The sequence below is a fragment of the Psychrobacter sp. T6-5 genome, from assembly GCF_052258485.2.
GTDB lineage: Bacteria > Pseudomonadota > Gammaproteobacteria > Pseudomonadales > Moraxellaceae > Psychrobacter.
In genome coordinates, this window is the sequence record NZ_JBQQEY020000001.1 from 2469810 (window position 1) to 2482826 (window position 13017).

Genomic DNA, 13017 nt, shown 5'->3' on the forward strand with positions numbered 1-13017 from the left:
AGTTGAGGCGGTTTGCTAATTCTAAGCTGAACGCTCACCTATCTTATTATTAATCCATTCAGCGATCTCACTAGCTACCCACACTACTCTTACCTTCGTAAGCTGTACTTTCTTAGGAAATGTTGAGTCATAACGGTCGGAATCTTCGTTGGTAAGCTCATATATCGTGGAACGACTAAGACCTGTGTAATGACCAACATCTTTGATGCTTAGTAACTGTGGGATGTGGTTACACTGCTTGATTACAGGCTGTATTGCGTTAAAGTTTTCCATGACTAGCTCCTTATGAGTGAATGAGAGCATTTCCTCTCATACAGTTACGGAGTCCCATATTTTTTTACGGCGCCCTATACTGACCGCGCGTACTCTTTATCAAGCACATAAAAAAAGGAGTTGAATAATCAACTCCCTTTTTATGCCGTATATCCTTACCACTGCTTTAACTTATAGCTGTCACACTCTCCCTTAGACTTCTTTCGATGTTACCGACATTGTAGGAAGCAATACCATTTTGCGACCCTCCTTGATGATCACTATTAGCCTCATCTGTCTCTACTGGATAGAACTCTTCTGCCACATCCAATAGATTATCGTCATCAACCTCAAAGCAAGAATTAACGTAGCCTTGCTTAGCAGCGACTTCTAGCGCTGCTTGGTCAAAACCGTGTTCACTTAACTCTGCATCAATGGCTCCAGCATCTCGTACCGCTTGCTTCAAAGTCACATCATCACGTAGCGTCAAATCCACAAAGTAGATTGGTGTACGATAGCTTTGCGTGGTGCTTTTGCCGCGTAGCGTTAATTGGAGTGGGAGACAGGACAGCTTATTGCCTGATACCGCTGCAAAATAACTAAGCCTTGCTGCAAGCGTACGAATGCTATTAAAGCCAGTGGTACGAAAGATAAAGGTGCCAAGCTCATCGTCTTCACTCAAATTAACGTAGAGCCTGCCATAGGGCTTACAAGCACCGCCTTGGGCTAATGGACAGCGATCGGGAGATGGGCATGACAGTTGCTCAACACCGTTATTGGTTCGACGTTGGCAATGTTCACCATCACCTACGCAAAGGGGGCGTCCAGTCTGCCTATCAAATAGCGTGTATTCAGCTCGCAAATTCAGTTCAGGATCATTAAATAACATGCGTACGGGAATCTGCCTGAGTTTACCGTCATTCTTTTCGCGTAGCCTTGCATCGAGTGGATGATTGATCCAGCCATCCTTGTTTTGAACTTGGCTGGTGATAGTGAATTGATCGTCTTTAGCTGGTAGACGCTTGCCGTCTTTTTGAACGACTTTACCAATGCTAATGCGACCGAGTACTGGCGGGGTTATCGTGAGACCTTTAATCATGGTTATATTCCTTGTGTGTTTAATAAAATGCGCTTAGCCATAAAAAAGCCCACCTTTTAGGGGTGGGCGGTTATGCGCTTGAAATGGTTGGTTGTTGTGCGTTTGATTAAGTGATTTTTAGCTCAGTCATCTAAGACAACGAAGCGGCGACTGCCTTGCTTTGTTTTACCAAACTGTATGAGCAATTCTGGATGGGCTTTGATAACTGCCTTGCTATCCAATCCGACACTATCTTTCGAGCGTTTCCATGAAATAGCACCTTTATCAAAGATCGCGACCTCATTGTCTTTGATAAGCGTTTGTAGCTGATGCTTAATCTGGTCATGACGTTGCTCTAGTTCTTCAATAGACATGCGATGATTAAGCAGCTTAGCGAACAAGCTATTAGCGCGGTCATCTGCACTTAAATCAATTTTGCTTGAGGGTTTTGGCTTTGGGTAAAGCAGCTTTAATGCTTTGGCTGCTGACTCGCTATGGTCAGGGGTTGGTGGTGTGTCCGTCTCTACGTAATGCCAGAACAAACGCTCATGACGAGTAATGGATTCAATCAAGTGCTCATCGCGCTCAACCTTGTATATTTTGGCTTCGTGTCCGCATAGCAGCACGCAGATATGCGCCGCATTTTTACCTGTGACTGCTAACTGGTGCTGAACTTGGCAAGTCACATACAGAGGCACACCATGCTTCCATAGCTTCGCGCCATGCTCACCAGCGGTTTTGCACTCTAGTATTTGTACGTCGTCGCTTCCTGTCACGGCATAGTCTAAATTCGCTAGCATAAAGTGATTATCAGGCTCAGCGTGTTGCAAGACGGCATTCACCCGGCGTACTTTATTGCCTGTATGCTCTTGATAGTATTTAGCGACCATTGGTTCAAGCGTATTACCCCAGTACAATGGAGAATAACCCTCAATACTCTCATCAATGTTTGAGCTCATGCGTCCCGTCTTAATCATCCATAGCTCAAGCATGGATAGGTACGGATGAATCCCACATGCAGCGGCAGCATCAGAGCTACCAACACCTTGCTTTCGAACGGCTAACCAGTCTTCACGGCTCAAGCCCTTGGTGCTGACAAGACGTTTAGCGTTGGTTGATTGAGTCGATGGCACCAAAGGCGTTGGGTGCTCAATGTTGGCTTTCGTGTTTGAAGGTATGCGCATTGTTTTTGCTTTAACAGTTGAACGCTTTGCGCGTCTTGGCTGAGTGGTTGTGTTTAATGCGATGGTTTCCATAATAAATTCCTTATAAATAGCTTAATGAATTAAGGTGGCTGGTTAAATAATGGACATAAAAAAACCACGCGCTAAGGCGTGGTTGATCGTATTTCCAGACGTTAGACATCCCTGATTAAGCAAGCATCAGTAGCGATTCCTCTAAGCCCTTTTGCTTAAGCTTAGCCCCAGCACCGAACCATGCTGAATTGAGACGATTATCGGTACTCATGGCCCGGCGTTCATGGTCAACGTATTCCGTGATACTACATAGCAGTCCATAAGCCGTATCACGGGCAGCATCTAAATCAGCACCGCGCCCTTGACCGTTAAACATCTGCATCACCTTATTCATCGCTTTGGCATTAGGAACGGCATCCTTTTGCTTTTTAGCGCTATTAAACAAGATAAGGTCATTGTCTTGGTCGTTGAATACACGGCTGAGATAATTCGCGGCATCCGCTTGAGTGACACGGCGCTCCGATAACTGCTTCATCTCATAAACATGCTCTTCCCACTGTTTTACTGATACGCCTAATTGCTGCTTGACGCTGTCCGCATCAAAGGAGGTACTATGCGGAACTTTGACCACACCACCACTTCCGTTAGCTAAGCTAACAGCAAGGGTGTTATTACAGACCACACGAATATTAGTGAACTGTGCTGTGGTCGCAAGCGTCCCATCACAAGCCGTTGCCAGTAACAGATAGCCGTTACTAACATCTTTACCCTTGAGCGTTGCTGACTGGCCTGTACGAGCCAGTGCCCATAACTTTCTACCACCTTTGAGCACACCAGCAGTCTCAAGCTCAAAGTCAGACTGCTCTGTGAGATCGCGATAGAACTCTAAAATCTCACGCGGTTGTACTTCTTGATAGCGTTGACTGACGACTGATAACGGCTCTAGGTTATCGCTGCGATAGAGCACCTTGTTCTCAGCAAAGGGCATGATGAGGTTGTGCCCTTTGTCATTGCTTGACATATAGCTGACGTCCGATGACTCAATACGCCAATCAAGACCTGCCTCGCGTGCCCAAACCTCTAACGGCTGCTTAGGTGATAGCTCATTGCCAAGACCATGCCAAGGGGTTTCGCCTACGTACGCCATACTTTCGATTAAATGTGCCATGAGAATTTTCCTTTTTATTGATAATTTATAACTGAATAAGTTAGAGGATTGAGTTGAAAGTTAATGAAGTGATGTGAACACATGGGAGCAGTCGTCACAGCGATATTGCTGATTGACTAGCAGCGGTAGCGCCTGATGAGACTGAGTCATCTCTATAAGCGCTGAGACTGTTTTACCTGCAACCACGCCTATAGAAGGATGAACCTTAAGCGTCTTACACAGACTAACGCCAAAGCTGACGAGAACCGCAGGGGATAACAGCTGGTCGATTAGATTGATACCATCAGTCATCTCATAGACCGCAGTTGACTGGCAACATGGACAGATGGTTTTCATAAAGACTCCTTTTATTTTGGGCATAAAAAAGGCCTGCACGAGGCAGACCTTTATTGATTAAATATTGATTGGATTAGGCGCTTTACTAACTACTAATGCGCTATCTCATTAAAATAGTATATATCTGAGATTACTTTGGTATGGGTCCAGTTGACTATACCCTTTCACCTTGAGTAATACCGCGAGTAAAAGTTTTCATTTTAGGTAGCTTGACCTTGAGATGCTGGTCAAGCCTGTCAGTATAGCGGTCAGTCTTACCAGGGTCAGTGAGGTATAAGGCCGTTCTTATCGCATTCTCAACGGCTTGTTCATCGTGACGACTTATCATGCCGATACCGAGTGTGCCACTCTTTTCATAAGCTCTCTTATTTGCTGTGTGGTTGCAATTATAGTAAGAGCCCAGACCATCAGTAATGTTCTCCCACTTCTCTCCTACTGCTTGGCCTAGATAGGTGTCTTTCCAGCGGTTAGCACCGTTATAGATTAAGAGGACATGACAATGGTAGCCATGTTCATGTCCTTGTTCTATCGCTATAGCATGGCCTACCAAACCTTCAAAGCATGTCTTTTTATTGCCTATAAGCTCTCTAAGGTTTTTTAGGTGTCGATGTAAATCTTCGATATCAACTAAATGCATGGTGTCTTTTAAGTATCCTAAATCAACTCTGACAAATAACAGCCTAGAATACCTCCTGAATAACTTGCGTAAATCTACTTCAAGCACCTTGCTATTACTTTTCTCTTGCTTATTCAGCTTAGCATCTTCGGCTGTAATGAGAGCTTTATAAATGCCTAGGTAATCCATAAATTGAGCCGTATTGTAGTCGTCCCACCTCTGAGCTTGCGAGTATGGGTCAGCCATCACTTTTTCAGCACTATGTTTGAATGCTTCAACAGTTTGTGCGTACTCCAATGTGGGATCGTAATCGTCTAGCAAGGGTAAATACAAATTCGATAGCTGAACGCTGACTTGACTGATATCGATATCATCAAATAGCACATCTCTGACTAATAAATCGATAGTACTAATAAGCTTGGATTGATGGATATGTGGGTATGACATGAGACTACTCCTATGAATGAGAACGGATTGTTCATAGAGTAGGGTCTAGTGGTATTTTTTTATGATGATCAGTCAATAGTATTAATCAATAACATAGATACCAACTATATATGACAAATTTGGCAGCAGAGTTTCTAGCGTTTTATCATCAACTGGATAACGGGGTTTCAGGCTTTTTGAGTGATGAAAATTGGGATGGAGTTAGCTGAATTATTGCATCAAGTCAGAAGACAATAAAATAGTCAAAGTTAAGAATTGTCAAACAATACACTAGCAGCAACTAAGTTAACCAGTAATAATAAATCGCATTTATACTAAAATACTCCCAAATAAGCTATACAGCCTAGTAATACTGGGATAACTTATATAATAACCATTACTAAAATATTACTATATAATTATGTTAATATTATTAAACTAATAGTAAATTGTAGTACAATTATTATTTAAATATTAATAATTTAGAGTGTAATGATGACTACTAGAGACGATGGACTATTAGATAGCGATTATATTAAATCGAAAATTAAAGGCTTATCGCCTAGGTTGCTGTATGTATTAATGACGGAAGTATCTATCGATAAGTCACAGAGCACTTCTGTTATTGATGTGGATTATTTAAGCAGAAGACTAGCAGAACTCAATATAATGTCTGAAGACTTAGATAGCTACATTGATATAGCACATAATCATGTACTCGACGATAAAGCAGTAGACTGGATATTCAAAAGTTTGAGAGTAGTATTATGGTTTGATGACTACCTTAAGAAGAATAGATTCAAAGCTCTGACTCCTTACATCTTAAAATTCCAACCTATCCTACGTACAACATACATAGATGATTGTCTAAAAAGATTTGACACCTGTTACCTTTTAACAGAGGAAGAATCCAATAACATAGATAATGAACGATCAATGAATAATGTCAGATATTCAGGAGCTATAAAACCACGAAATGTAGCCACAAATATTTATGATATGAGTATCAGTTTACCTCCTAGACCTTCTAGACCTTCTAGACCTTCTAGACCTCCTAGAACATCTAGACCCTTTAGACCCTTTAGACCTATTAGAGAGAATTATGATACAAGTAGTACTAGCAATCGTCGTAACTCTACTCTACGTTTAAATAAACACATAAAACAGTTTGAACGAAAGTCAGAGTTTATAAATTGTGCTAAAGTTGAATACAGCTTACGTAGGACTTCGGAAAAGTACACAGATTGGTTAGACGTAAAAAACGAACAACAAATTCTATGGGCACAAGAACACTTGTATTCACAAAATCTCCTCATACAACCAAGGGGGTTTTTAACAGATACTTTGCAAAGCATATATGAACAAGTTTGTGCCTCTCTCGACATTATAGATACAGGATTAGATAATAATAGCACTACGTATGGAACATCAGGTATGAGTCTGAAAAAGAAAGAAATTATTAGAAAGATGCGCGGTGCCTGGAGTCAAAAGAAGTTTCGTGATAAAAAAGATGCTGAGTCCGCTCTTGAATACATTTTGAATAGAAGGCACATAAATAAGCTAAAAAAATTGGCTAGCGATTATGGAGTAAGTAGCACTGAGTATCTTCAGCAGCTAATTGATGACGCTTACGATAAAACTTAATGACATAAAATATTTACCATGAATTTTTGAAAACCCTATCTCATGTACACTATCATGTACACTACATCACATTAAAAATAATTTAATAAATAAAATCAAACACTTAATTATACAATACCGTTCCGGCTCCGGGTACCATTACATAGTCCTATACTATCTTATAGAACAGCTAAAGCCCTTGATATCAGGGGCTTTGTTGTATCTGGCGTTCCATACTGTCCTGCTCTATTTATTATCATTCGTGATTCTGATACACGTCGACTTTCGACGCATATCAGGGGCGTTTAGAATACATACTACTTTACGAACATACCATCACATGCCCAACAATACATCACCATGGTCATCACGTAAGTCTTTTTTCACCATTTTTCCGGCACCGTTCAGTACGATGTTCTCTACAAAAATAACTTTATCAGGTATCTGCCAGCTAGCAATTTTATCTTCATAAAAACTTAGCACTTGTGACTCATCGAGTTCTGCATTCTCTTCTTTTACCACAATCAGTACTGGACGCTCGCCCCATTTTTTGTGTTTTGCCGCGATAGCAGCTGCCATTTTTATCTGTGGATGGGCGGCAGCGATATTTTCAAGCTCTACTGAGGAGATCCACTCCCCGCCAGATTTGATTAAATCTTTTGATCGGTCACGAATATTCATATAGCCATCAGCATCAATGGTTGCAATATCACCCGTGTCAAACCAGCCATCTTCCGTAATGGCATCAGGATTCTCTGTGTAATAATCGTTGATAATCCAGTGACCTTTGATCTGCAAGCGACCCTGAGACACTCCATCCTCTTTGACTGGCTTAAGTGGCTCATCAGTATCTATGAGACGTAACTGAACACCGTATGGTGGACGTCCTTGAGAGTTACGTAGCTCGTTAATCTCATCTCTACTCAGTGATTTATGCTTAGCCTTTATTTGATTCATCGTTCCAAGTGGGCTGGTCTCCGTCATACCCCAGCCGTGTACCGCATCGCAATTAAAATCTTCTCTAAACGTTTTAATCACTGATGGTGGACAAGCGGCGCCACCGACAATGGTCCGCGTCATACTATCAAGCTTACTGCCTCTGGCTTTAGCGGCGGTCAATAGGCTTTGCCAAATCGTGGGAACGCCTAACGCAACCGTCACCTTATAATCATCAATGAGAGATACTAGGCTACCACCATCCAGATTGGGACCTGGAAGTATCAGAGAGCAGCCAGTTAATGCAGCCGCATAAGGGGTGCCCCACGCGTTGACATGGAACATCGGTACTACAGGGAGTAGGACATCTTGCGCAGATAATCCCGACACATCCGGCATGCACAATGCCATCGCATGAAGCACAGAAGAGCGGTGCGTGTATAAAATCCCTTTAGGATTGCCTGTCGTTCCTGATGTATAGCAAAGTGAGCTGGCAGTGGCTTCATCAAACTGAGGCCAATCAAAATCAGCATTATGCTCTGCTAATAACTCATCAAAAAATAATACATCAGGCAGTTTTTCGACAACACTATCCTCTCGAGCGCTCAAGCAAATAAAGTGCTCAATCCCTTTAATATCTTCTTTAATTGCCATAATGAGCGGTAGGAATGTGACATCAAAGAATAGCACGCGGTCACCAGCATCATTGATAATGTAGCTAAGCTGCTCAGGAAATAGACGTGGATTAATGGTATGGCAAACCATGCCACTGCCTGAAATCGCATACCAAGCTTCTAAGTGACGGCGATTGTTCCAAGCCAATGTGGCTAAGCGCTCTGATGATTGAAGTCCTAGGGCAGCTAAGGCGTTCGCCAACCGTTTTGAGTTATTCGAAATCGTAAGCCAATTAGTATGAGTCATTTGTCCATCGACTTCTTTGGACAAAACTGCCGTATCACCGTGATATCGGGCAGCGTGTTCGATTAGACCACTGATCAGCAATGGCTGATACATCATTTTTCCTAACATAGTACATTCCCTGTCGTTGTTTGAAAGTCCGCTTATTTTTATTCATGTATCCTCTAATACTAAAAATAAACCACAATTAAGAATAATCAGAATTGTGTGTCAAGACAAGCTAATATTATGATCGCCATCGATTAAAATAGACGACTGTTCATTATTTATATATTGCTGCTAATATTCTATTTTTCCTTTCCTACGGTTTTACCAAACCGTTAGCTACATTAATCATCAATAAAAATCGTTAAATGACACTAAATTCATCAAATTCCTTAGGTGTTTTGAGCAATACCACCTAACGCAAAAAAACCGATCAAATTAAATGATCGGTTTTTTATGTTTGGTGGGGTAGCAAGAACTAAATACTTTATACTTTGATAATTTTTATTTTTTTAGAAACCAACTTCACTTTGTGTTAGTGCACGTACCTCAATTGGTACTGCATGAAACCAACCATTATCTGCGGCGCAATAAAACTGTCCGTCCCTAAAATCTACGATACACGCTGTAAAGTCGTTCCCTACTTGATCTTCCATAGCGTCTTCATCGCTCACATCACTCACGGCACACCATATTTCTTGATGACCATTTTCAAGCATTGAGCGCGTTAATGCACTCCCCACCATTCCACTATCCATACCACTGACTCCTACAATGAAGAGAATTATTCAGGCAAACAATCAGGACTATAAGAGCAATCGCTTGACCACCGCTAAGACTTTGATTTTCAATCAGGAATTATAGTGCTGCAATGCGGGTGCTGATATTTGCATATCATGTTGGCGTTATTATTTTTATCGTGCAGTTACAAAATAAACGCTACTATTCAGCGTCAACAATCAAACTAATCTATATTGACCGAGCACCAACCGTTTTTAACTATTATTAATCATAAACCCACTTCATTCTGAGTAAGCTCGACTTTTTTAACGGGCACAGCGTATTGCCATAGATTGCCTTTATCACAAACAAAGCCATCATCACCCAAAGACACGATAGACACTAATAATTCATAATAACCATTATCGATGGCTGTCATAGCATGATCGTCACTGACATTGCTCACAGCACACCATACCTGATTATCATCCCGCTCTAATATTGCCTGAGTCAATCTACTACCCTGTAGTTCGATAAGCATGTCTAATCCCTTATTTTTAGTCTGTTATTTTTATACTTTACAGATAAATTCACTTTCTGCAATATATTTTTTAGACTTGAAGGTTACAAATAGACATACTGGAGAGTAATTCTAGCTTGCCTTAAGTAGCGTTTTAGCTGATTCGGATGAGATATTTCATGGTGAAATTTATGCTATGTAACGTGATATAGACCAAGGACATTGGAATATTTTTTGTTGGTATTGACCAGCTGGAAAAGTTTCAAAAACACCAACATCCTATATGTTAGCCATCCCTTTATAAGATAAGAAAAAGTCAAAAAACACGCAAAATAAAGGGCTGACAATCTATGACTGTCAGCCCTTTATCAATATTTGGTGGAGATGGCGGGAGTTGAACCCGCGTCCGCCAGCATTACGCTCATGAATCTACATGTTTAGTTTCTGTCTTTAAATTTAATCCGCACCGATCCGACAGTCAGGATGGATTGGACGATTCTCTACTTTTGAACCCAAGCGATTGAGACAATCCCTTGTGGCGAGCCTACATGCGGACGCTTCAACTTAGTTAACCAACTGTAGGTGATCAGCAACTAAGTAAGCAGGGTTTAAGCTGCTAGAGCGTAAGTTTCGTCGTTTGCGACTATAACAATATATGTTTGATTAACGAGAGGACATACACTCTCGACATGCATCATTGAGTTTCATCACCAGCGTCGAAGCCAGAACATCCCCAATAAGGTCGCTTATTATATAGGAGATATCGGTTAGGTTTCAACCTATAAGACACCTGCATTACATTACGTTACAGCTTAATAATTTACGCCAAAACGGTATTTAACCATTTGCCAATATTTTGAATCTGCGGCATACAAACCTGATGCGCCATTGGATAAGTATTGTAAGACACATTGTAGTCTTTTGCTGATAATAGCTGATGTGCTTGCTCACCTAGGATGACAGGCACGACTGGATCATGCGTACCATGCTCAATCAGAATCGGCATGTCTTTGTTGGCAGCACTATACTCAATATTGTCATTGGTCGCTAAGTAGGTAGAGAGCGTCATCAAGCCAGCTAAGCGCTCTGGGTAGCCAAGTGCCACGTGATATGCCACTGCCCCGCCCTGCGAAAACCCTGCGATGACGATATGCTCTGGTGATACGCCGCGCTCAATCTCACGGCTAATCAAATCTTGTATCTGCTGAGCAGACTCTTCAATCTGAGCCACATCCACTTTTCGCTCTAGACTCATCTCTATGATGTCGTACCAGGCTGGCATTACCATACCACCATTTACCGTGACTGGGCGTTTGGGGGCATGTGGAAAAATAAAACGTACTGCCATATCATCAGCCAGTCCAAGCTGCGGTACTACTGGCTCAAAATCATGACCGCTAGCACCTAAGCCGTGCAGCCAAATCACCGCGCGGTCTATATTTTTTTGAGAGGGGTTGTGCTCAACGACGACGGCGTCTAAATAATTACTCATAGTTATCCTTAATAATGTAGTGAGATATGCCCTAAGCATTTCTATATTTTTTGCCAAAATAATGTATGTGTCATTATATGGTCAATATCATCTGTTAGTTTGAGAGTATGGTCAATAGTGAGGTACTAAACGGACAATAGCAAAAATGAGAACAATCAAGCATGTCATGACCTCTAGCTACTTTTAGCAAACAACAACCAATAGTCAAACGTTAATCTTTTAATTCCTATCCCTACGTCCGATGGGATTTTTTATAATTTTGCAGGAACATTTTACATGACAATTTCTAATAAATCAGTGCTTGAGCTGAGTAAGCACACGCTGGCTAAAGTTAATAAGATGAATCTCGCCTTACCTTTAACGCTTATCAGCTCATTATTGATAGTAGGCTGCACTACTGATAGCCGCTCAACGCTCACATCAAAAGCCTCTTCATCAACAGCGCAACCGCAATCACAGCCACAATCGCCCTCACCTGTCGCACATACTTATGGAGTGCGTCCATTTTATCTGATAAATGATATGGATGAGGGACCACTAAAAGAAGAGCTACAGGCATGCAGAGGGCAACTGCCAAGTAAGACAGACTTCTCTATTGCGCATCGAGGTGCGCCATTACAGCTACCTGAACATACCTACGACAGCTACGTAGCGTCAGCGCAAATGGGTGCTGGCATCTTAGAATGTGATGTCGCTTTTACCAATGATGGTGAGCTTGTCTGTCGTCATGCCCAAAACGATTTGCACACCACTACTAATATTTTGACCACGCCGCTGGCCAAGCAATGCACTGTACCGCCCATATTGGATGCTAAAGGCAAACTTACCAATGCCGATAATATCGAATGCCGCACCTCAGATATCAGTGCCGCTCAGTTTAAAACCTTGACGGGTAAAATGGATGCTGCCAATAAAAAAGCAACCAGTATTAGCGAATATATGAATGCAACCGCGCCTTGGCGAACGGATTTGTATTCACAAAATGGTCAGGTAATGACATTAAAAGAGCATATCGCGTTAGCACGGCAGCTAGGCATGAAGCACACACCTGAGCTAAAAGCGCCTGCAGTGATCATGCCATTTAATGGCTATCGTTTAGACGATTACCGCCAACAGCTGATAGATACTTATAAGGCAGCGGACGTGCCTGCAAGCGATGTGTTTGCTCAATCATTTAATATAGAAGATCTGGATTACTGGATCAAAAACGAGCCAGCTTATGGGGCTAATGCCGTTTATCTGATTGATGACAGTAATGAGACCGCTAAGAATAAAACATTTGATAAAAATGACGCAAGCACATGGAAGCACTCATTGGCTGATATCAAAGCACGCGGTATCAACACCATTGCTCCAGCACTTTGGTTATTAGTCACTACTGATGGTAAGGGAAATATGCAACCATCAGAATACGCAAAACAAGCCAAAGCCAATGGTCTAAAAATTATTACGTGGTCGATAGAGCGTTCCGGGCCATTAACCAATGGTGGCGATTGGTACTATAGCGGTCTTGGTGACGCTATCAACAATGATGGTGATATGATGAATTATATTGACGTACTAGCGCAGGACGTCGGTGTCCAAGGCATTTTTTCAGATTGGCCCGCTACGGTGAGCTACTATGCCAACTGTAAGGGTCTTAAATAGGTTTTCGCTTAGTTGATTAATAAACAATCATGCTTAGTTTTTATTACCAAGGCCAGCTTATCCATTGAGCTGGCCTTTTTATTGAATGTATTGAAATGATTACA

General features: G+C 41.8%; 12 protein-coding genes and 1 other RNA gene. 2 read left to right on the forward strand and 11 right to left on the reverse strand.

Translation table 11 applies throughout. The annotated features are described in order from the left end of the window. Positions 1 to 21: 21 nt before the first annotated feature. From ACTXGK_RS25145 to ACTXGK_RS25170, 6 genes are all read right to left on the reverse strand, one after another. Positions 22 to 273 (reverse strand): helix-turn-helix transcriptional regulator, encoded by a 252-nt coding sequence (locus tag ACTXGK_RS25145; RefSeq protein WP_443515024.1) that lies wholly within the window; start codon positions 271 to 273, stop codon positions 22 to 24. 166 nt (positions 274 to 439) lie between these two features. Beyond that, the gene (locus tag ACTXGK_RS25150) at positions 440 to 1351 is read right to left on the reverse strand and encodes a recombination directionality factor (RefSeq protein WP_443515022.1); all 912 of its coding nucleotides are present in this window, start codon (positions 1349 to 1351) and stop codon (positions 440 to 442) included. 122 nt (positions 1352 to 1473) lie between these two features. After that, the gene (locus ACTXGK_RS25155; protein ID WP_443515021.1) at positions 1474 to 2586 is read right to left on the reverse strand and encodes a YqaJ viral recombinase family nuclease; all 1113 of its coding nucleotides are present in this window, start codon (positions 2584 to 2586) and stop codon (positions 1474 to 1476) included. Between the two features lie 115 nt (positions 2587 to 2701). Then, positions 2702 to 3694 carry a DUF932 domain-containing protein gene (locus tag ACTXGK_RS25160; RefSeq protein WP_443515019.1) on the reverse strand — a complete coding sequence of 331 codons (993 nt, stop codon included), beginning with the start codon at positions 3692 to 3694 and terminating at the stop codon, positions 2702 to 2704. 60 nt (positions 3695 to 3754) lie between these two features. After that, positions 3755 to 4030 carry a hypothetical protein gene (locus tag ACTXGK_RS25165; protein ID WP_443515017.1) on the reverse strand — a complete coding sequence of 92 codons (276 nt, stop codon included), beginning with the start codon at positions 4028 to 4030 and terminating at the stop codon, positions 3755 to 3757. A gap of 154 nt (positions 4031 to 4184) precedes the next feature. Continuing rightward, the gene (locus tag ACTXGK_RS25170) at positions 4185 to 5093 is read right to left on the reverse strand and encodes a YagK/YfjJ domain-containing protein (protein WP_443515015.1); all 909 of its coding nucleotides are present in this window, start codon (positions 5091 to 5093) and stop codon (positions 4185 to 4187) included. 471 nt (positions 5094 to 5564) lie between these two features. Between ACTXGK_RS25170 and ACTXGK_RS25175 the strand changes: the two genes are divergently transcribed. Beyond that, entirely contained in the window at positions 5565 to 6716 is a 1152-nt protein-coding gene (locus ACTXGK_RS25175; protein WP_443515014.1) for a hypothetical protein, read from the forward strand. 315 nt (positions 6717 to 7031) lie between these two features. Here the strand turns inward: ACTXGK_RS25175 and ACTXGK_RS25180 are convergent, their stop codons facing one another. The 5 genes from ACTXGK_RS25180 to ACTXGK_RS25200 form a co-directional block, all read right to left on the reverse strand. Further along, positions 7032 to 8660: a long-chain-fatty-acid--CoA ligase gene (locus ACTXGK_RS25180; protein WP_443515012.1), complete on the reverse strand. Its 1629-nt coding sequence runs from the start codon at positions 8658 to 8660 to the stop codon at positions 7032 to 7034. A gap of 386 nt (positions 8661 to 9046) precedes the next feature. Beyond that, complete coding sequence (locus ACTXGK_RS25185) at positions 9047 to 9292, reverse strand: hypothetical protein (protein ID WP_201599849.1); 246 nt, start codon at positions 9290 to 9292, stop codon at positions 9047 to 9049. 251 nt (positions 9293 to 9543) lie between these two features. Beyond that, positions 9544 to 9795 (reverse strand): hypothetical protein, encoded by a 252-nt coding sequence (locus ACTXGK_RS25190; protein ID WP_443515009.1) that lies wholly within the window; start codon positions 9793 to 9795, stop codon positions 9544 to 9546. A gap of 355 nt (positions 9796 to 10150) precedes the next feature. After that, positions 10151 to 10509: a transfer-messenger RNA gene (gene ssrA / locus ACTXGK_RS25195) on the reverse strand. Positions 10510 to 10594: 85 nt separating this feature from the next. Continuing rightward, the gene (locus tag ACTXGK_RS25200) at positions 10595 to 11266 is read right to left on the reverse strand and encodes an alpha/beta hydrolase (RefSeq protein ID WP_443515007.1); all 672 of its coding nucleotides are present in this window, start codon (positions 11264 to 11266) and stop codon (positions 10595 to 10597) included. Between the two features lie 276 nt (positions 11267 to 11542). On the opposite strand from ACTXGK_RS25200, the gene ACTXGK_RS25205 reads away from it, so the two are divergent. Continuing rightward, positions 11543 to 12913 (forward strand): glycerophosphodiester phosphodiesterase family protein, encoded by a 1371-nt coding sequence (locus tag ACTXGK_RS25205; protein ID WP_443515005.1) that lies wholly within the window; start codon positions 11543 to 11545, stop codon positions 12911 to 12913. Positions 12914 to 13017 lie beyond the last annotated feature (104 nt).